16 protein-coding genes are annotated in these 20,029 nt (G+C 72.5%); 6 read left to right on the top strand and 10 right to left on the bottom strand.

Features of this window, described 5'->3' with window-relative positions:
* Window positions 1–18 precede the first annotated feature (18 nt).
* The 3 genes from ACWGL3_RS10805 to ACWGL3_RS10795 form a co-directional block, all read right to left on the bottom strand.
* Window positions 19–1,185 carry a helix-hairpin-helix domain-containing protein gene (locus ACWGL3_RS10805; RefSeq protein ID WP_267945998.1) on the bottom strand — a complete coding sequence of 389 codons (1,167 nt, stop codon included), beginning with the start codon at window positions 1,183–1,185 and terminating at the stop codon, window positions 19–21.
* Window positions 1,186–1,820: 635 nt separating this feature from the next.
* The gene (rpsT, locus tag ACWGL3_RS10800) at window positions 1,821–2,090 is read right to left on the bottom strand and encodes a 30S ribosomal protein S20 (protein ID WP_267945997.1); all 270 of its coding nucleotides are present in this window, start codon (window positions 2,088–2,090) and stop codon (window positions 1,821–1,823) included.
* Window positions 2,091–2,327: 237 nt separating this feature from the next.
* Complete coding sequence (locus tag ACWGL3_RS10795; RefSeq protein WP_267945996.1) at window positions 2,328–3,302, bottom strand: hypothetical protein; 975 nt, start codon at window positions 3,300–3,302, stop codon at window positions 2,328–2,330.
* Between the two features lie 253 nt (window positions 3,303–3,555).
* Here ACWGL3_RS10795 and lepA point away from each other — a divergent pair, with 253 nt between their 5' ends.
* Window positions 3,556–5,397, top strand: coding sequence for a translation elongation factor 4 (gene lepA / locus ACWGL3_RS10790; RefSeq protein ID WP_267945995.1), 1,842 nt, complete (start codon window positions 3,556–3,558; stop codon window positions 5,395–5,397).
* A gap of 161 nt (window positions 5,398–5,558) precedes the next feature.
* Here the strand turns inward: lepA and ACWGL3_RS10785 are convergent, their stop codons facing one another.
* From ACWGL3_RS10785 to ACWGL3_RS10770, 4 genes are all read right to left on the bottom strand, one after another.
* Entirely contained in the window at window positions 5,559–6,464 is a 906-nt protein-coding gene (locus ACWGL3_RS10785) for a sugar ABC transporter permease (protein WP_267945994.1), read from the bottom strand.
* Window positions 6,464–8,077, bottom strand: coding sequence for an ABC transporter permease subunit (locus ACWGL3_RS10780; RefSeq protein WP_267945993.1), 1,614 nt, complete (start codon window positions 8,075–8,077; stop codon window positions 6,464–6,466). The genes ACWGL3_RS10785 and ACWGL3_RS10780 overlap by 1 nt, the downstream gene beginning before the upstream one ends.
* Window positions 8,078–8,079: 2 nt before the next feature.
* Window positions 8,080–9,327: a sugar ABC transporter substrate-binding protein gene (locus tag ACWGL3_RS10775; RefSeq protein ID WP_267945992.1), complete on the bottom strand. Its 1,248-nt coding sequence runs from the start codon at window positions 9,325–9,327 to the stop codon at window positions 8,080–8,082.
* A gap of 476 nt (window positions 9,328–9,803) precedes the next feature.
* The gene (locus tag ACWGL3_RS10770) at window positions 9,804–11,405 is read right to left on the bottom strand and encodes a glycoside hydrolase family 13 protein (RefSeq protein WP_267945991.1); all 1,602 of its coding nucleotides are present in this window, start codon (window positions 11,403–11,405) and stop codon (window positions 9,804–9,806) included.
* Between the two features lie 96 nt (window positions 11,406–11,501).
* Between ACWGL3_RS10770 and ACWGL3_RS10765 the strand changes: the two genes are divergently transcribed.
* Window positions 11,502–12,593 carry a LacI family DNA-binding transcriptional regulator gene (locus ACWGL3_RS10765; RefSeq protein WP_267945990.1) on the top strand — a complete coding sequence of 364 codons (1,092 nt, stop codon included), beginning with the start codon at window positions 11,502–11,504 and terminating at the stop codon, window positions 12,591–12,593.
* Between the two features lie 130 nt (window positions 12,594–12,723).
* Window positions 12,724–13,956: a radical SAM family heme chaperone HemW gene (hemW, locus tag ACWGL3_RS10760; protein ID WP_267945989.1), complete on the top strand. Its 1,233-nt coding sequence runs from the start codon at window positions 12,724–12,726 to the stop codon at window positions 13,954–13,956.
* A 76-nt stretch (window positions 13,957–14,032) separates the two neighbouring features.
* On the opposite strand, the gene ACWGL3_RS10755 is transcribed toward hemW, so the two are convergent.
* The 3 genes from ACWGL3_RS10755 to ACWGL3_RS10745 all read right to left on the bottom strand — a co-directional run bounded on the left by ACWGL3_RS10755 (window position 14,033) and on the right by ACWGL3_RS10745 (window position 16,886).
* Window positions 14,033–14,713, bottom strand: a complete 681-nt coding sequence (locus tag ACWGL3_RS10755; protein WP_267945988.1) for a DUF4870 domain-containing protein — start codon at window positions 14,711–14,713, stop codon at window positions 14,033–14,035.
* 47 nt (window positions 14,714–14,760) lie between these two features.
* Window positions 14,761–15,090 carry a DUF4870 domain-containing protein gene (locus ACWGL3_RS10750; protein ID WP_267950475.1) on the bottom strand — a complete coding sequence of 110 codons (330 nt, stop codon included), beginning with the start codon at window positions 15,088–15,090 and terminating at the stop codon, window positions 14,761–14,763.
* Window positions 15,091–16,013: 923 nt separating this feature from the next.
* Window positions 16,014–16,886 carry a DUF3097 domain-containing protein gene (locus ACWGL3_RS10745; RefSeq protein WP_267945987.1) on the bottom strand — a complete coding sequence of 291 codons (873 nt, stop codon included), beginning with the start codon at window positions 16,884–16,886 and terminating at the stop codon, window positions 16,014–16,016.
* 175 nt (window positions 16,887–17,061) lie between these two features.
* Here ACWGL3_RS10745 and hrcA point away from each other — a divergent pair, with 175 nt between their 5' ends.
* The 3 genes from hrcA to ACWGL3_RS10730 are packed head-to-tail and all read left to right on the top strand — an operon-like array spanning window position 17,062 to window position 19,953.
* Window positions 17,062–18,075: a heat-inducible transcriptional repressor HrcA gene (gene hrcA, locus ACWGL3_RS10740; protein WP_267950474.1), complete on the top strand. Its 1,014-nt coding sequence runs from the start codon at window positions 17,062–17,064 to the stop codon at window positions 18,073–18,075.
* Window positions 18,076–18,079: 4 nt separating this feature from the next.
* The gene (dnaJ, locus tag ACWGL3_RS10735; protein ID WP_267945986.1) at window positions 18,080–19,219 is read left to right on the top strand and encodes a molecular chaperone DnaJ; all 1,140 of its coding nucleotides are present in this window, start codon (window positions 18,080–18,082) and stop codon (window positions 19,217–19,219) included.
* Complete coding sequence (locus ACWGL3_RS10730; protein ID WP_344180850.1) at window positions 19,216–19,953, top strand: 16S rRNA (uracil(1498)-N(3))-methyltransferase; 738 nt, start codon at window positions 19,216–19,218, stop codon at window positions 19,951–19,953. The genes dnaJ and ACWGL3_RS10730 overlap by 4 nt, the downstream gene beginning before the upstream one ends.
* Window positions 19,954–20,029: the final 76 nt, after the last annotated feature.

Below are 20,029 nucleotides of genomic sequence, written 5' to 3'. Positions count from 1 at the left end.
GGCTGTCCGGCACGGCCCTCACCCCGCCGTCGCGTGGGGGGCGAGGTCGGCGAGCACCTTCTCGCCGATCCTGTCCACGTCGAGCAGCTCGTCGACGCTGGAGAACGGCCCGTTGGCCTCCCGGTGCTCGATGATGTTCCGCGCGATCACCGGCCCCACCCCGGGCAGGGTCTCCAACAGCGCGCTGTCGGCCCGGTTGACGTCGACGAGGGCCTCCGTGCCCGCCGCAGCCCCGCCGCCCGCCGTGCCCGCCCCGGCGGCGACCGGAGGCTGGGGAACGCCCACGAGGACCTGTTCGCCGTCGACCAGGGCACGGGCCAGGTTGAGCAGGTCGAGGTCTGCGTCCGGCAGGGCGCCGCCCGCCTCCTCGACGGCGTCGGCGACGCGCGACCCGGACGGCAGGGTGTACAGGCCCGGATCGGCCACCTCGCCGCCCACGTGCACGACCAGGTCGGCGTCCGTGCCGGCCTGCGCCGGCCCGTCCGGGGGAACGGCTCCTGAGGGCTCGTCCCCGCCCGCGTCCCCGCCTGCGGGGTCGCCCGCGGGGTCGCCCGCGGGGCCGCTCTCGGCGGGCGCGGAGGCGGCCTGGGCGACCATCTCCGGCGCCCGCACGGTCGCGGGCCGGTCGTGCAGCACCAGGACCGCGGTGACGGCCAGGGCCCCGACCGCGACCAGGGCGAGCACCGAGCGGCGGGACAGGGTCGCGTGGGGCGGCCAGCGCCGCGCCAGGCGCTCCAGGAACGCGCCCGGGGGCTCCGGGACGAACTCGGTGTACCCGGACGGGGGCCGTGACCCCCGCCGGTGCCGTCCGCGCTCCTCGTCCGGCTCCGACCACGGTCCCGCCGGGTCCAGGAGGCAGTCCGCCGGATCCGGTCCGGGTGCCCCGGCTCCGCGTTCCTCATGGTCGGCGGGGACGTCCCGGAGCGCGTCGCGCGACCGGCGGTCCGCCGGGGCCCCCGTCGGGCCGTGCGAAGCGCTTCCGCCCTCCCGGCGCGTGCCCGCCCCGGGGGCCGGCTCCTCCCGGTACCGCTCGCGCACCACGGCCCTGCGGTGGGCGCCCGCCTCTTGGTCCGCCCCCTCCCCGAAGGGGACGGCAGCCCGGGGCCCGGGCCGGTCCGCGCCGTCGCCGCCCGGAGCGGGCCTGCCGCAGGCGGGCGGGACCGGCGGCGCCGGGGGCACGGCCACCGTGTCCTCGTGGTGCCTCTCCGGCCACACGCGGGGGGTCGCACCCCGGCCCGGGGGAATCCGGCGCCCGGGCGGCGCCTCCCTCCCGGGGACCTGCGGACGGTACGGCACCTCCGAGCCGTCCCCGTCCACCGCGTAGGGGGCGCTCGGGACGGGCGGGCCGTCGGGTCGCGCGTCCCCGGCCGCGGGGGCGGCGTGCCGGGGAGCCCCCGGCCGACCGGGGGACGCCGGGAACGGGGACGCGTCCCGTGCCGGGGCGGTGAGGGCGTCCGCGGTGGGCCCGCGGGCGGTGCGGGCCCCGGGCGGAGCCACGCCGCCTCCCGGCCGCGCGGCGGGCGCCGGGGCCGGGAACCCGGGCGGCAGGGGGCCGAGGGGAGGCCGGGGGATACGGGCCCGCAGCCTCCGGGCCGTGGGGGAGGAGTCCAGGGTGAGCGCCCGGAGCCGGGCCTGCTGGTCCGGCACGGAAGGGTGACGCCGGGGACGGCGCGGAGCGGTCATACGTCAACGGTAGGAAGCCGCGGACCCTCTGTCACCGCCCGGTTCCGCCCTGTGGACAACTCGCCGGGAGCAGCCGCCGCCGGGAACGACAAAACCGGCCCGGTGTGGACACCGGGCCGGTCAGCGCAGGTCGGCCCTTAGGCGGACTGAAGCTCGTGCAGGCGCTTGGCGATCGCGCTCTTGCGGTTCGCGGCCTGGTTCTTGTGGATGACGCCCTTGCTCTGGGCCTTGTCCAGCGCGCGCGCGGCGTCGCGCTGCGCGACGGTGGCCTTCTCGACGTCCCCGGCCTCGGAAGCCTCACGGAACTTGCGGACGGCGGTCTTCAGCGAGGAGCGCACCGCCTGGTTGCGGACACGGGCCTTCTCGTTCTGCCGAATGCGCTTCTTCTGCGACTTGATGTTCGCCATGCGAAAACGTGCTCCAGTTACTCTGATGATCGCGTCGGTCGAACAAGCGGCTCAACTCGCGGGCAGCCGTTCCGCGAGAGGCCAGGGTGGGCGCCGACGCCGGGTGTGTGAGTCCACGGGGCTCATATTGAAACGTGGAAGTCCGAGACACGGACTTCCAGTATGCAGCACACGGCCACCACTCGTGCACACCGGTCCCCGTGCGGACGCCCCCCGGGTCCCGCGCGGGACGTACGGCTAGGACAGCAGCCACCCGGCGGTGTACGCGGCCACGTCCGCCTCACCCGTCTCGTCCCCGAGGTAGAACGCCACACCGAGCGTCCTTCCCTCCGGGGGCTCCGCCTGCGTGAGACCGAGCCTGATCCCGGCGAGCGCGGTCGCGGCCGACTCGTTCCCCACCCTCGGCCCCCACTCCCCGCCGCTGTGGGTCGGCAGGCCGAAGCGCACCGCGACGTCCTCGCGGGTGCTCAGGGCGGACAGGGACTCGGTCACCTGCCGCACCATGAAGCCCCCGTACATCGCCTCCGCGGGCATGTCCGCGCCCACGCCCGGGAGCACGACCTCGTCGGCGTGCTCGGCCATCCGGTCCAGGTAGCCCTTGGACCAGTACTTCTCCCCGCCGTCCGCGACGAACGAGGGGACCCGGCCGCCGGGCATCAGCTCCACGTGGTGCGCCTGCAGCGAGAGCACGGGGTCCTCGCCCAGCTCCCCGCGCACCAGCTCCATCAGCGCGGGCATGGACGGGTCGTTCACGGTCACCGGCCGGATGTCCAGGTGGACGCCGGCGAACCCGTCCGAGGCCACCTCGGCGACGGCCGGGGCCAGGGCCTCGCGCGCCTCCTCCCCGAACCGGTCGCGGATCAGCGACGAGCCGTCCGCCCCGTGCCGGAGCCACGCCAGCGGCCGCACGTCCGGGTACTCCGAGCCGAGCCACGACAGCAGGGCCGCGGTGTCCTCCACCCGTTCCACGGAGCCCTCGGCGTCGATGTCGCCCGCGTACACGTACACCGTGTCCACCCCGCCGGTGTCGAGCACCCGCGCCAGGTTCCCGGTGTCCTCCCACGAGCCCACCCACGCGGCGTCGGCCCCCTGGGACACCGCCCACGGGGCCGGCTCGCCCGAGTACTGGTAGGCCAGCAGCGCGCCCGCGCCGACCAGGACCACCGCGATCGCGGCCAGCCCGGCGAACACCCGTGTCAACAGCCACTTCACCCGATCGCTCCTCGCACGCTCCGGCCGGGCCCGGGACCCGTGCGTGAACGGCGCGTTCCCGGCGCCGGGTCACATAATCTGGACACGAACCCCGCACCCGAACCCCATACTGCCGCACGGACGGCGGTCGTCACCGGGGAGGGCGACCCCGTCGCCATGGGATGATTGACGATGCCGTGGACCCACGCCGCGGCGGGGCGGTGACGCCGCAGGCGCACACGCGACCCGGACCCCAACCTGTGAACGGAGCACGGTGGCACAGCCGAACTGGACCGATCCCGCGCTGATCCGCAACTTCTGCATCATCGCGCACATCGACCATGGCAAGTCGACGCTGGCCGACCGGATGCTCCAGATCACCGGGGTCGTCGAGGACCGCCAGATGCGAGCCCAGTACCTGGACCGCATGGACATCGAGCGCGAGCGCGGCATCACCATCAAGTCGCAGGCCGTGCGCATCCCGTTCACGGCGCTCGACGACAAGACGTACACGCTGGACCTCATCGACACCCCCGGGCACGTCGACTTCACCTACGAGGTCTCGCGCTCGCTCGCCGCCTGCGAGGGCGCGGTCCTGCTGGTGGACGCCGCCCAGGGCATCGAGGCGCAGACCCTCGCCAACCTGTACATGGCGCTGGAGAACGACCTCACCGTCATCCCCGTGCTCAACAAGATCGACCTCCCGGCCGCCCAGCCGGAGAAGTACGCGGAGGAGATCGCCGGCATCATCGGCTGCGACCCCTCCGACGTGCTCAGGGTCAGCGCCAAGACGGGGCAGGGCGTCGAGGAGCTCCTCAACGAGATCGTCAACCAGATCCCCGCGCCCGTCGGCGACGCCGACGCGCCCGCCCGCGCGATGATCTTCGACTCGGTCTACGACACCTACCGGGGCGTCGTCACCTACGTCCGCGTGATCGACGGCAAGCTCAGCCCGCGCGAGCGCATCCAGATGATGTCGACCCGGGCCTCGCACGAGATCCTGGAGATCGGCGTCAGCTCGCCCGAGCCCACCAAGGCCGGGGGACTGGGCGTGGGCGAGGTGGGCTACATCATCACCGGTGTCAAGGACGTGCGCCAGTCCAAGGTCGGCGACACCATCACCGCCCTGAACAGGCCGGCGACCGAGATGCTCGGCGGGTACCAGGAACCCAAGCCCATGGTGTTCTCGGGCCTGTACCCGATCGAGGGCACCGACTACCCGGTGCTGCGCGACGCCCTGGAGAAGCTCCAGCTCAACGACGCCGCCCTGGTGTTCGAGCCGGAGACCTCCGCGGCCCTGGGCTTCGGCTTCCGCTGCGGTTTCCTCGGCCTGCTGCACCTGGAGATCACCCGGGCCCGCCTGGAGCGCGAGTTCAACCTCGACCTCATCTCCACGGCGCCCAACGTGATCTACCGGGTGGACATGGAGGACGGCACCGAGCACGTCGTGACCAACCCCAGCGAGTTCCCGTCCGGCAAGATCGCCGCGATCTACGAGCCGATGGTCAAGGCGACGGTGCTCAGCCCCTCCGACCACATCGGCCAGATCATGGAGCTGTGCCAGGAGCGGCGCGGCGACCTCCAGGGCATGGACTACCTGTCCGAGGACCGCGTGGAGATGCGCTACACGCTGCCCATGGCCGAGATCGTCTTCGACTTCTTCGACCACCTCAAGTCGCGGACCAAGGGCTACGCGTCCCTGGACTACGAGCCCACCGGCGAGCAGCAGGCCGACCTGGTCAAGGTCGACATCCTGCTCCAGGGCGAGGCCGTCGACGCGTTCTCCGCGATCGTGCACAAGGACAAGGCCTACACGTACGGCGTGGACATGACCAAGAAGCTGCGCGAGCTGATCCCGAGGCAGCAGTTCGAGGTCCCCATCCAGGCGGCCATCGGCGCCCGGGTCATCGCGCGCGAGAACATCCGCGCCATCCGCAAGGACGTGCTCGCCAAGTGCTACGGCGGCGACATCAGCCGTAAGCGCAAGCTGCTGGAGAAGCAGAAGGAGGGCAAGAAGCGGATGAAGATGGTCGGCCGGGTCGAGGTGCCCCAGGAGGCCTTCATCTCCGCCCTGTCCACCGACGGCGGCGGTGGCGAGGACAAGAAGAAGAAGTAGTCCCCCGGGCCGGAGGACGACGGAGGAGGGGTGCCCCCACGGGGGCGCCCCTCCTCCGTCGTCCGCGTACGCCCGGTCCCGGGGCACGGGAGCGGGGGGCGGGGCGCCCGCTCTCCGGGTGCCCCGCCCCCGGGACGGGCGGCGGGCCGGGACGCAGGGCCTCAGCCCTTGACGGCCCCCGAGGTCAGCCCCTCGGTGATGTAGCGCTGGAGGAACCAGAACACCGCCAGGGTGGGCAGGGACAGCATGATGGCGCCGACCGCGAACATCCCGAAGTTCGCGTTCCGCTGGGAGGACACCAGCTGGTAGAGCCCGAGTCCCAGGGTCTTGGCGTCGGTGTCGCGCAGGAACACGCTCGCCATCAGGAACTCGTTGATGGTGGAGATGAACACCAGCAGGCCCACGATCGCCAGCACGGGCGTGACCAGCGGCAGCATGATCCGGAAGAACACCTGGGCGTGCGAGGCCCCGTCGATCTGCGCGGACTCGTCCAGCTCCTTCGGCACGGTGTCGAAGAAGCCCTTCATCAGCCACGTGTTGATGCTGAGCGCGCCGCCCAGGTACACCAGCAGCAGCCCCCACCGGGTGTCGAAACCGATCCCCGGGTAGTACTCGCCCAGCGTGGTGAACATCAGGTAGATCGCCACGATCGCCAGGAACTGCGGGAACATCTGGATGACCAGGAGGCCGACCAGCCCCACCCTGCGCCCCCTGAACCGCATGCGGCTGAAGGCGTACGCGGCGAGCGCGGACAGCATCACCGTCGCGGCCGCGTTGGTGACCGCGAAGAACAGCGAGTTCGCGTACCAGGTGGTGAACGGCGTGTTCGTGAAGAGGTCCCGGGCATTGGCCAGACTGGCCCCGGTCGGCCACAGCTGCGCACTGGACAGGGTGCCCAGCGGGTTGAGGGCGGCCGAGACGACGAACAGGACCGGGAAGACCGCGAAGGCCACGACCGCCAGCATCACCAGGTGGCGCCAGCCGAGCCGGACGGCCCACAGGGAGAACCGGGTTCCCGCGCTGCGCCGGTAGGGCGTGCGCGCGGTACCGGTGGCGTGCACCGCCATCAGTCCACCTCCTCGAGGGCCTTGCTCCGGCTGAGGCTGATCACGGACATCCCGGCCACGATCAGGAAGATCATCACCGACAGCGCGGCCGCGTACCCGTACTCCGCGGTGGCCTCGTTGAAGGCGAGGCGGTAGGTGTAGGTGATGAGCAGGTCCGTGGCGCCGGCCGTCGGGTTGTCCGGGGAGAACGGGCCGCCCCGGCTGATCAGCCACACGGCGTTGAAGTTGTTGAAGTTGAACGCGAACGTCGCGATCAGGATCGGTGTCATCGCGACCATCAGCAGGGGCAGGGTGACGTTGCGGAACGCCTGCCAGGGGCCCGCTCCGTCGATCTGCGCCGCCTGCCCGAGTTCGCGGGGGATGGCCTGGAGCGCTCCGGTGGCCACCAGGAACATGTACGGGTAGCCCAGCCACACGTTGGCGAGGATCACCGCGGCCCGGGCGCTCCACCGGTCTCCCAGCCAGTCGACCTGCAGCCCCAGCATCCTGTTGAACAGCCCGAAGTCGGTGTTGAACATGTCCCGCCACAGCAGGAACATCGCCAGGGAGCTCATCGCGTACGGCAGGACCACCAGGATCCGGTACACGACCTTGCCGCGCAGTTGGGGGACGTGCAGGGTGAGGGCGACCGCCAGGCCCACCACGAACACCAGGAAGGTGACCGAGACGGCGAAGGCGATGTTCCACACCAGGATGCCGAAGAACGAGGACGCGAAGGTGGGGTTGAACAGGAACCGGGCGAAGTTGTCGAAGCCGACGCCGACCTGCCAGCCCTGCGCCAGGCGCTGCCCCTCCTCGTCGTAGAACGCGCCGCGCTCGTCGTCGGCGTGGTAGACCGCGCCGGTCTCGGAGTCGGTGACGCAGTCGCACCCCTCGTCGTAGACGCGGGTGGCCGTGCCCTCGAACGCGCTCGACAGGCCGCTGGAGCGGATGCCGGAGCCGTTGCCGGAGGGCACCGCGAACTCCGACAGCTCCTCGCTGCGGGCGTTGACCTCGGCGGGGGTCAGGATCGAGTACCCGAAGGCCTCGGTGACCTTGCCCGACGGCTCGACGGTCGCCCCGGTGAGCTCCGTGAGCCCCTCCGCGTCGCCGGCGTAGGCGGAGCCCTCGTCGTCGACCAGGAGGAAGACCAGGTCACCGGTCTCGGGGGAGCCGGTGACCGCCACGGTGAGCGTGTACTCCTGAGCGCCGTCGGGGCTGCTCACGGAGTACGCCTCGATGGCGGCGATCGCCTGCTGCTTGTCGCCGCGGTGGCCGTCGCTGAGGTTCGTGACGGACGTGCTCATCGTGTAGAGCACGGGCAGGATCTGGAAGGCGAGCAGGAACAGCACGCCCGGGACCAGGTACTTGACCGGGACGGCGCGCTTGGACAGGTAGACCGCGTAGACGAGTGCGACGACGCCGGCGACCAGGGCGATGCCCAGCCAGTTGCCCGCCACGTAGAGGGGGAGGGCCGCCCACACGCCGAGGGCGGTGAACAGGCCGAGGAGGGAGATCTTGACGAGCTGCCCGCCGAGCGAGCCGTTGCCGGCGAACCGGCCTCCGGGCAGGCCCGGGCGGGCGGGCGCCCCCTTGCCGGGGGCGCCCGCGGTGTCGGTTTTCCTGGACGCCACCGCTACTCGCCGATCTGGCCGGCGATCGTCTCGTGGGCGGCCTCCATGGCCTCACGGACGTCGGCCCCGCCGATGATGGCGGCCTGGGCGATGCCCAGCGGTTCCCAGGTCTCGCCCATCTCGGGGATGGAGGGCATCGGCATGCCCTCGGCGCCCGCCTCGGCGATCGCCGCGATGTTGGGGTCGTCGGCGGAGACCGTCTCGAGGGCGTCCAGCTGGACCGGGGTGCGCGGGTCGGCCTCGTAGAGGCTGAGGATGAAGTCGGTGTCCGTGACGTAGTTGGTCACGAACTCCTGGGCGAGGGCGCTGTTGGAGCTGCCCTCGGTGACGAAGAACGCCTGGTAGCCGATGTAGGGGGTGGCGGGACCCTCGCCCTCGAAACCGGGGATGGGGCTGATCGCGTAGTCGACCCCGGCCTCGTCGGCGTCGGCGATGTTCCACGGGCCGGCGACGAAGAAGGGGGCGTCGCCCTCGTAGAACAGCACGGCGTCGTTCTCCAGGTCGATGGAGCGCCGCAGCACCCCCTCGCCCCCCTCGCCGTACTCGGCGATCCGCTCCATGGCGGCGATGGACTCGTCCGAGCCCACGCCGAGGTCGGTCGGGTCCCAGTTGCCCTCGTCGTCCTGGCCGAAGAGGTATCCGCCCGCGGAGCCGAACAGGGCGTTCATCCGGAAGGGGTCGCCCTCCTGGGTGACGGCCATGGAGAGGACCTCGCTGGTGTCACCGGCGTCCTTGAGCCCGGTCCCGACCTCGACCATCTCCTCGAAGGTCTCGGGGGCGTCGGGAACGAGTTCGGTGTTGCGCATCAGGAAGATGTTCTCCTGCGAGTACGGCACACCGAAGAGCTGTCCGTCGTAGTTGAGCGCCCGGACCGAGGTCTCGTCCAGGCCCGCGGCGCTGTCGCCGGTCAGCTCGATGGGCTGGACGGCGCCGTTGCGCACCAGGTTGCCCGTCCAGTCGTGGGCGCCGATGAAGACGTCGGGCGCGTTCCCGGCCTGGTGGGCGTTGAGCAGGTCGCCCTGGATGTCGCCGAAGGTCAGGCTCTGGACGTCGACCTCGATGCCGTTGGCCTCGGCGAACTCCGCGGCGGCCCCCTGGATGGCGTCGGCGCGCTCGGGGTCGGACCAGATGACGAGGGCGCCCTCGGCCGACGCGTCGTCGCCCCCGCCCTCACCGCCGCCACCGCACGCGGTCGCCATCAGGGCGATCGCGGCGATGCCTGTCACCACTGGTGCGCTGCGGAATCTCATGGTGTGTTCCTTCCGGGAGGCCGTGCTGAGGAGGTCGCGCATGCGGTTCGCCGGTGGCCCCGGGTCCGTCGCGGGCATGCGTGGTGATGTGACGTTAGCAATAACTTGCAAGCTTTGAAAGGCTTTGCAGACCTGCTGCATAAAGATGTGGAAACACCGCGGAAACGGACGTGTGATCGCCTGCCGGGGGTAGTCGCGCGGTGACCGCCTGATGATGATATCTGTGATGAACGCTCATTTAGTCACACCATTGGGTGCGATGCGGCCGTGAGCCGTGGCGGCGGGCGGTCGGCGGCCCCGGGGCGTGGGGAACGCTCCGCGGGCTCCGTCGGGGCGGAAGCCGCTTCAGGAGGGGCGCGGTCGGCGGGTGCGGGGCCGGCGGCGGGGCGCCCGCGTGCGGGGGAGGGGCACGGGGGCGCGGCTGGGGCCGCGGGCGGGGAAGGGCGGCGCCGGTGCCCGGCGCCGCCCGCACGGCGTCAGCCGCGCAGCCAGACCGCCGTCTCGGCCGGCAGGGCCAGGGAGCCGTCGGCCGGTGCGGCCACCGGACCGCTGGACACGAGCACCTCGCCGGACGCCGCGATCTCCGCGGTCTCCCCGCCGAGGTTCACCGCGACGCGCACGCCCGGCTCGCGCTCGAAGTACAGCACGCCCTCGGGGGCGTCCAGCCAGGTCATCGCGCCGTCGCCCAGGGCGTCCAGCTCACGGCGCAGCCCGAGCGCCCTGGTGTACAGCTCCAGGGTCGAGCCCTCCACACCCCGCTGGGACGCGCGCGACAGGGCGCCCCAGCCCTCGGGGACGGGCAGCCACGGGGTGCTCCCCTCCGGGCCGAACCCGAACGGCGCGCTCCCGTCCTCCCAGGGCAGCGGCACCCGGCAGCCGTCCCGGCCGCGCTCGGTACGGCCCGAACGCTCCCAGGTCGGGTCCTGGAGCGAGTCGTCCGGCAGGTCGGTGACCTCCGGCAGGCCCAGCTCCTCGCCCTGGTACAGGTAGACCGAGCCGGGCAGGGCCAGCATGAGCAGCGTCGCGGCGCGCGCCCGGCGCAGCCCCTGCTCTCCGCCGCCGAACCGCGTCACGTGGCGGGTCACGTCGTGGTTGGACAGCACCCAGGTGGTGGTCGCGCCCACCGCGCCGTTGGCGGCCAGCGAACCGTCGATGACCTCCCGCAGGCGGGACGGGTCCCAGGGGGCGGTCAGGTACTCGAAGTTGAACGCCTGGTGCAGCTCGTCCGGGCGCAGGTACCGGGCCACCCGGTTCGCGTCCTCGACCCAGGCCTCGGCCACCAGCGCGCGCTCGCCCGGGTAGGAGGCGGCGATCGCCGACCAGCGCCGGTAGATGTCGTGCACGCCGTCCTGGTCGAAGTACGGCAGCGTGGTGCTGCCGTCGAGCAGGTCGGCCTTGGCGCCCTCGGCGATGTCGGGCAGGCCCGGGTCCTTGACCATGCCGTGCGCGACGTCGATGCGGAACCCGTCCACACCCCGGTCGAGCCAGAAGCGGAGCACGTCGTCGAACTCGTCGTGCACCTCCTGGTGGGTCCAGTCGAAGTCGGGCTGCTCCGGGTCGAACAGGTGCAGGTACCACTGCTCGGGGGTGCCGTCGGGGCGCTTGAGGCGCGTCCAGGCGGGGCCGCCGAAGATCGACTTCCAGTTGTTCGGGGGCTGCTCCCCGTCGGGGCCCTTGCCGTCCCGGAAGACGTACCGGGACCGTGCCGGGTCCCCCGGCTCGGCGGCGACGGCCTCGCGGAACCACGCGTGGGCGGAGGAGGAGTGGTTGGGCACCACGTCGATGATCAGGCGGATGCCCAGGTCGTGGGCTGCGCCGAGGAGGGCGTCGAAGTCCTCCAGCGTGCCGAAGCGGGGGTCGACGTCGCGGTAGTCGGCGACGTCGTAGCCGCCGTCGGCGAGGGGGGAGACGTAGAACGGGGTCAGCCAGATCGCGTCCACGCCGAGCTCCGCCAGGTGGGGGAGGCGCTCCCGGATACCGGTGAGGTCGCCCTCCCCGTCACCGTTGGAGTCGGCGAAGCTGCGCACGTAGATCTGGTAGATGGCCGCTTCACGCCACCAGCGAGACTGAGGCTCCATCTTCGAGGGTCCTTCCCTGTGGCGACTGCAAGTTCTTGCGCAAGATTACCCCGAACTTTCGGCCATGTGACGGCGATCTCGACTAGAGTTACGCCCATGGGTCCACGACTTGCCGACATCGCACGGCACGCAGGCGTCAGCGAGGCCACCGTCTCGCGGGTGCTCAATGACAAGCCGGGGGTCGGCACCGAAACCCGCAAGGCCGTCCTGACCGCCCTCGACGTCCTCGGCTACGAGCGTCCCGCCCGGCTGCGGCAGCGCTCGGCCGGGCTGGTCGGCATGGTCATCCCCGAACTGGAGAACCCGGTCTTCCCGATGTTCGCCCAGGCGGCCGAGGGAGCTCTGGCCCAGCGCGGGTACACGCCGGTGCTGTGCACCCAGACCCCGGGCGGAATAACCGAGGACGAGTACGTGGAGCTGCTCCTGGAGCGCAACGTCTCCGGCATCCTCTTCGTCTCCGGCAAGCACGCCGACACCACCGCACCGCACGAGCGGTACCACGCCCTGGTCTCACGAAGACTTCCGATCGTCCTGGTCAACGGGTTCGCCGAGGCCATCCCCTCGGCGTTCGTCTCCGCGGACGACCGGGAGGCCGGAAGGCTCGCGGTCGACCACCTCGTGGCCCTGGGCCACACCCGCATCGGCTTCACCAGCGGCCCCGAGCGCTACGTCCCGGTCCGCCGCAAGCTGGAGGGCTACCACCAGGCCCTCGCCAGGCACGGCCTCGACGGGAACGACCTCGTGGAGCTGTCCCTGTTCGGCGTCGAGGGCGGCCACGCGGCCGCCGTGCGCCTGATCGAGCGCGGCGTCACCGCCATGGTCTGCGGATCCGACATGATGGCGCTCGGCGCCATCCGGGCCGCCCGCCAGCGGGGCCTGCGCGTCCCCCAGGACTTCTCCGTCGTCGGGTACGACGACTCCCAGCTCATCGCCTTCACCGACCCCCCGCTGACGACCGTCCGCCAGCCGGTCAACGCGATGGCGCTGGCCGCGGCGCGCGCCCTGTGCGACGAGATCGCCGGGCACCCCGTCTCCCACACGGAGTTCATGTTCGACCCGGAGCTGGTCGTGCGCGGCTCCACCGCCATCGCCCCCGACCGGCGGAGCGCGTCCGGGCGGGTGGACCCTCCCCGCGGCCCCCTCCCGCAGCGGGCCGCCTCCCCGGCCCCCGCCCACGCCAACCCCTGACCCGGCCGGGCCGGAGGAGGCCCCGGCGCCGGTCCCTGTGTCCCATCTCTCCGTGCACCGCACCCCGGCCGGGGCGCGTCCCGGCGACGGTCCGGCCGGGGCACGCCGCAGTGTCGGTGACACTGGAGGCATGCCTTCCGTTGCCCTCGACGGCGACCCCGTACCGCGTACCGGGGAACTGCCCGAAGCCTCCCTCGCCGAACTCGGCGGGCAGCCGCTCGGGTTCTACGTCCACGTGCCCTTCTGCGTCACACGCTGCGGCTACTGCGACTTCAACACCTACACCGCAGAGGAGCTCGTCTCCCGGGACGGGACCGCCACGACCTCGCGCGCCACGTACGCCGACCAGGCCGTCGCCGAGGTCGCGCTGGCCGACCGGGTCCTGTCCGGCGCGAGGCCCCCGGTCAGCACCGTGTTCGTCGGCGGCGGCACGCCGACCCTGCTGTCCGCCGAGGACCTGGGCCGGATCGTCGCCGCGGTCCGCGACCGGTTCGGGTTCACCCCCGGGGCCGAGGTCACCACCGAGGCCAACCCCGAGACCGTCACGCCCGAGTACCTTGTCCGGCTGCGCGAGGCCGGGTTCACCCGGATCTCCTTCGGCATGCAGAGCGCCCGCCCGCACGTGCTGAAGGTCCTGGAGCGCGGCCACACCCCCGGACGCCCCGAGCAGTGCGTGGGATGGGCCCGCGAGGCCGGGTTCGACCACGTCAACCTCGACCTGATCTACGGCACGCCGGGCGAGACGGACGACGACTGGCGGGCCTCCCTCGACGCCGCGGTCTCCGCCGGCCCCGACCACGTCTCCGCCTACTCGCTGATCGTCGAGGAGGGCACCCGGCTCGCCGCCCGGGTGCGCAGGGGCGAGCTCACCGAGCCCGACGACGACACGATGGCCGACCGCTACCTGATGGCCGACGACGTCCTCGCCGGGGCAGGGTTCACGGCCTACGAGGTGTCCAACTGGGCGCGCACGCCCGAGGGGCGCAGCGCCCACAACCTCCTCTACTGGACCGGCGGTCACTGGTGGGGCGTGGGGCCCGGCGCGCACAGCCACGTCGGCGGCACCCGCTGGTGGAACGTCAAGCACCCCGCCGCCTACGCCGCCCGCCTGAACTCGGGCGACAGCCCGGGCCAGGCCCGCGAGGTGCTCACACGGGAGGAGCGGCGCTTCGAGCGGATCCTGCTCGAACTGCGCGTGGAGCAGGGGTGCCCGCTGGACCTGCTGGAGCCGCACGGGCGCGCCGCGGCCGAGCGCGCCGTCGCCGAGGGCCTGCTGGAGGCCGGCGCCCACGGCGCGGGCCGCGCCGTCCTGACCCGCCGTGGACGCCTGCTCGCGGACGCCGTGGTGCGCGACCTCACCTGAGGGCCCGGGCGCACGCCGAGGGGGCCGGGCAGGTTGCCCGGCCCCCTCAGGCGTTCCCGCGGCGTGCGCCGCGCCGCTACTTGACCCAGTCGACGTTGACCGGGTAGCGGTACCACTCGCCGCGGTTGGCCGCGGTGCCCGCCAGGATGCCGAACACCACGGCCAGCACCCACAGGACCAGGCTCAGGAGCCCGCCGATGAGGATGAACGACAGCGGGATCGAGATGACGTAGCCGATGGTCAGCAGGATCTGGAAGTTCAGCGCCTGCGCCGACTGGTGGCGGAGGAAGGGCGACTCGTCCTTCTTCACCAAATACATGATCAGCGGGACGAGGAAGCCCAGCACGATCCCGCTGAGGTGGGTCAGGAGCGCCATCGTGCGCTCCTCGGAGTTGGGCTGGCCGGTCGTCGCCGACGACTGGCCGTAGCCCCCGTGGGGCGGGTAGCCGGGGGGCGGATAGCCGCCCTGCTGGTAGCCGCCGGTCTGCTCCTGGTACCCGGGCTGCCCGGGATAGCCGGGCGGCCCCTGGTAGCCGCCCGGGTCCTGGTGTCCGGGGTAGCCGGGCGGCGGATATCCGCCGGGCTGTCCGGGGTGGCCGCCGCCCGGGTACCCCGAGGGGTCCTGAGGGGGCGGCGGGTATCCGCCGGAACCGCCGGGGGGCGGATAGCCGCCCGACCGGCCCCCGGAGCCGTCGTCGCGGCCGGTCGGGTCCCCCTGGCCGTAGGGGTCCTCTGGCTGGTTGTTCGGGTACGACATGGTGGTTCCTTCGGGTGGACTCGCTCGGACCGTGCTTCGGGACGGCCTCACTTCAGCAGGCGGATGCTGACCGGGTAGCGGTACCAGGTCCCCTTGTTGGCACCGTTGGCGCCCATGACCCCGAACACGATCGACACGATCCAGACGACCGCGATGAGGAGGGATCCGATCCAGGACAGTCCTGGGAAGAAGATACCCAGACCGATGAAGACGACCCAGGCGAAGACGTACGGGATCAGCAGCGTGATCTGGAAGTTCGCCGCCTCCGAGGCGTGGTGCCGGACGAACGGCGACTGGTTGCGCTTGGCGAGGTAGACCGCGAGGGGCGGGATCCAGCCGAAGCAGGCGATCACGAAGCCCGAGAGGTGGGCGAGCATGGCCACCAGCGTGCTGTTGTCACCCCCCTGGGCGGGCGGCTGCGGCTGGCCGTAGGCTGCCTGCGCCCCGGGGTACTGCGGCTGCTGGGGATGTCCGTAGGCCTGCGGGTGCTGCGCGTGGTCGGGCTGGGGGGCGTACCCCTGCGGGCCGCCGGCCGGTCGGCCGTAGGGCTGCTGGGGCTGTGCCTGGTGGGGGTGCCCGTAGGGCTGCTGTGCCTGCTGACCGTAGTCCTGGTGGCCCTGGTCGGGCTGCGGGGCGTAGGGGGACTGGCCGCCGGAGGGCTGTCCGTGGCCGGGGTGGGGCTGCTGTCCGTACGCGGGCCCGCCGTAGGGCTGCGGGGGCTGGTGCCCGTGGGCCTGCTGCTCTCCGCCGGGAGGGGCGAAACCGGGCTGTGCCTGGGGCTCGCCGTAGGGCTGCTGGGGCGGTTGTCCGTAGCCGGGCTGTCCGTAAGGGGGCTGTGCCTGGTCGGGCCGGGGGGCGTAGGGGGGCTGGTCGCCGGAGGGCTGTCCGTGGCCGGGGTGGGGCTGCTGTCCGTACGCGGGCTGGGCCCCCGAGGGCTGTCCGTAAGGGGGCTGTGCCTGGTCGGGCTGCGGGGCGTACGGGGACAGGCCGCCCGACGGCTGCCCGTACCCGGGCTGCTGCGGTCGGCCCTCACCCCGGGGGCCGTACTCCTGCTGCCCGCCGTCCGGCTGCCCGGGCTGCCGGTCCTGGTCGGGGTCCTCCGGGGACGGGGGGTTCGTCGGGGTCTCGCTCATGCTCTTCCTTGGCTCCGCTCATGAGTGGCGGTTCTTGTACTTTCGCTCGTACCGACGACCGCGCGGGGCCGGAGGCGGGCGACCGCGGCGCCGGACACCGGGTGTCCGGACCGCGCCCTGGGCAGAATCCTAGGTCCTGGGGCCGTACCGGCGCGAAAACGGCCCGGTCACGGGTGGGCGCCCCGACCCGACGACGGGTCCCGGAGCTCGTCCGGATGGGGCCCCGTGACGAAGTCGATGAGCTCCTCCACGCGTCCGAGCAGCGAGGGCTCCAGATCAGCATAGGTACGGACCGATCCGAGGATCCTGCGCCACGCCTCACCGGTCTCCAGCCGCCACCCGAGGGCCTCGACGACGCCCTCCTTCCAGGGGCGCCCGCGCGGAACCTCCGGCCAGGCCCCGATCCCCACGGCGCCCGGCCGCACCGCCTGCCAGACGTCGACGTAGGGGTGGCCGGCGACCAGCACGTGCTCCCCGCGCACCCGCTCGGCGATCCGGCTCTCCTTGGACCCGGGGACCAGGTGGTCGACGAGGACCCCCAGGCGGCGGCCCGGGCCGGGGGAGAAGTCCGCCACGATCGAGGGCAGGTCGTCGACGCCCTCCAGGAACTCGACGGCGATCCCCTCGACGCGGAGGTCGTGGCCCCAGACCTTCTCCACGAGCTCGGCGTCGTGCGCGCCCTCCACGTAGATCCTGCTCTCACGCGCCGTGCGCGCGGCGGCCCCGGGCACCGCCACCGAGCCGGACGCGCTCCGCAGGGGTCCCCGCGGCGCGGGCGCGGGGCGCACCAGGGTCACGGGTCTCCCGTCGAGCAGGAAGGCGGCCGGGCCGAGGTCGAACACCCTGCGGCGCCCCGCGCGGTCCTCCAGGGTCACGCTGGACCTGTCCCACGTCACGACCGCTCCGCAGAAGGCCTCGTCGGCGTCCTCCACGACCAGGTCCCGACTCAGGGCGACCTCGCGCACGGCCCCCTTGCGGGGCAGCCGCCAGTCGCCTGCGAGCACGTCGCGGCCGTAGCGGCCGGTTCCCTTGGTAGCCACGGTCGTGCAGTCTACTGGGGGAGGGTGTCGGTTCATCCGCGCCGTGGCGCACGTCGCCGCTCCGGAGGGAAGATCCGGCGCCTCCTCCGGTGTTACCGCCGAGGGGTAGCCGTCCGGGTTTGCGGCCGGGCATAGAATTAGCACTGAGGACCCCGGAGTGCCAGGAGGTGGCGAGTTGCTGGACGAGCGCAAGCTCGCTGTCCTGCGAGCGGTCGTGGAGGACTTCGTCAACACGAACGAGCCCGTCGGCTCCAGGGCGCTGGCCGACCGGCACAGGCTCGGGGTCTCTCCCGCGACCATCCGCAACGACATGGTCGCGCTGGAGGAGGACGGGTACATCGCCCAGCCCCACACCAGCGCGGGACGCGTGCCCACGGACAAGGGGTACCGGCTCTTCGTCGACCGGCTCTCCTCCGTCAAGCCCCTGTCGGCGCCGGAGCGCCGCGCCATCGAGTCCTTCCTCGCCGGAGCGGTGGACCTGGACGAGATCGTCGCGCGGACCGTGCGGCTCCTCGCGCAGCTCACCCGCCAGGTCGCGATCGTGCAGTACCCGTCGCTGACCCGTTCCTCGGTCCAGCACGTCGAGCTGGTCCCCCTGGGGGGCCAGCGGGTCATGATGGTCGTGATCACCGACACGGGCAGGGTCGAGCAGCGCGTCATCGACGGCCTCGGCGAGGTCAACGGAACCGCGGTCAACGACCTGCGCTCCATGCTCAACCGCGCCATCTCCGGTCTCCACCTCGGAGAGGTGCCCGACGCGGTTGAGGACCTGCCCGCGCAGGTCCCGCCCGAACACCGCCAGATGGCGGTGGCCGTCCTCTCCGTCCTGCTGGAGAGCCTCGTCGAACGGCACGAGGAGAAGATCGTCCTCGCGGGGACGGCCAACCTCGCCGCCGTGGACTTCGCCGCCAGCCTGCGGGACGTCCTGGAGGCGCTGGAAGAGAACATGGTCCTCATCCGTTTGCTGGGTGAGGCGAAGGACCCGTCAATGCTCACGGTGCGCATCGGCGCGGAGAACTTCCACGAGGGTCTCCGGTCCACCTCCATCGTCTCGGCCGACTACGGTGTGGGAAACCAGTCGCTCGCCAAGATCGGTGTCGTGGGGCCCACCCGGATGGACTATCCGGGAACAATGGGAGCGGTACGCGCCGTGGCTCGGTATGTCGGACAGATTTTGGCAGGACAGTAACTCAGTGGCCAGAGACTATTACCAGGTTCTCGGGGTGCGTCGCGACGCGTCCAAGGACGAGATCAAGAAGGCGTACCGGAGGCTCGCGCGCGAGCTCCATCCGGACATCAACCCCGACCCCGCGACCCAGGAGCGCTTCAAGGAGGTGACCCAGGCCTACGAGGTCCTCTCCGACGAGAACAAGCGCCGGATGTTCGACATGGGCCAGGACCCCTACGCTCCCGGCGGTGGCGGCGCGGGAGGCTTCGGCGGCGGGGGCGGGTTCGCCTTCGACGACATCATGAACGCCTTCTTCGGCGGCGGCCAGCCCGGCGGGCGCGGCCCCCGGGAACGGGTCCGGCGCGGGCGCAGCATCAAGATCCGGGTCGAACTGGACCTGGTGGAGACCGCGTTCGGGGTCAGCAAGGAGATCACCTTCCCCACCGCGATCCTGTGCGAGACGTGCCAGGGTGAGGGGACCGCGGCCGGTTCGCACCGCACCACGTGCGAGATGTGCCACGGCCAGGGCGAGGTCTCCCAGGTGACGAGGTCCTTCCTGGGCCAGGTCATGACCTCCCGCCCCTGCCCGCAGTGCTCGGGCCAGGGCTCGGTCATCACCAACCCCTGCGGCGACTGCGCGGGGGAGGGCCGGGTGCGCGAGAAGGTCACCCGTACCGTCAAGATCCCGGCCGGCGTCGACGACGGCACCCGGATCCAGCTCGCCGGAGAGGGTGAGGTCGGCCCCAACGGCGGCCCGCGCGGCGACATCATCCTGGAGATCATCCAGCGTCCCCACCCGACCTTCGAGCGGCGCGGCGACGACCTGCACTGCACGGTGACGGTCCCCATGACGGCCGCCGCGCTGGGCGCGTCCTTCGCCTTCGACACCCTGGACGGGACCGAGAACATCGATCTGCGGCCGGGCACCAACTCCGGCCACGTCATCACCCTGTCCAACAAGGGCGTCACGCACCTGGACGGGGGAGGTCGGGGCGACCTGCGCATCCGCGTCGACGTGGAGACCCCGGGCAAGCTCGACGAGGAGCAGGAGAACCTCCTCCGCAAGTTCGCCGAGCTGCGCGGCGAGGACCAGTCCCCGGGGCGGTTCAGCCCCGGGCACGGCGGCCTCTTCGCCAAGCTCCGCGACGCCTTCGGCGCGAAGTGACACCCCCCGTCTTCCTGGTCGGGACCGCCGCACTGGCGGCCGACCGGGTGACGGTGGACGGCCCCGAGGGGCACCACGCCGCGGTCGTGCGGCGCATCAGGGAGGGCGAGACCGTCGACCTGTCCGACGGTCTCGGCCTGCGTGCCCGGTGCACGGTGTCCGCCGTGGGCAGGGACCACGTCGTCTGCACGGTGGTGGAGCGCCGGGAGGAACCCGCGCCGCGTCCCCGCCTGACCGTGGTCCAGGCGCTGCCCAAGGGCGACCGCGGCGAACTGGCCGTGGAGATGATGACCGAGGCCGGGGTGGACACGATCGTGCCCTGGGCCGCCGAGCGCTCCGTCACCCGCTGGAAGGGCGACCGGGCGGCCAAGGCGCTGGCCAAGTGGCGCGCCACCGCGAGGGAGTCGGCCAAGCAGGCGCGGCGGGGGCGGCTGCCCCTGGTCGAGGACCTCGCGGACCGGTCCGCCGTGGCCGGGCTGCTGGCCGGAGCCGACCTGGGCGTGGTCCTGCACGAGGACGGGGCCGGACGCCTGGCCGAACTGGACCTGCCCTCGGGCGACGGTCCGGGGATCGTCGTGGTGGTCGGCCCCGAGGGCGGGTTCTCCGACGCCGAGCTCGACGCGTTCACCGCGGCGGGCGCCGTGCGGGCCCTGCTGGGACCGAGCGTGCTGCGCACCTCCACCGCTGGGGTCGCCGCCCTGGCGGTGCTCCAGGCGCGCACCGGGCGCTGGTAGCGGCGAGGGGCACGGGGCCGGGAGCGGGCACACCGCCGACGGAACGACGGAGGCGGCCGGGGGGATCCCCCCGGCC

The organism is Nocardiopsis sp. NPDC055824 (assembly GCF_053616335.1).
Note: the sequence above shows the minus strand (reverse complement) of the source record. Positions and strands in the feature narration are given on the sequence as shown.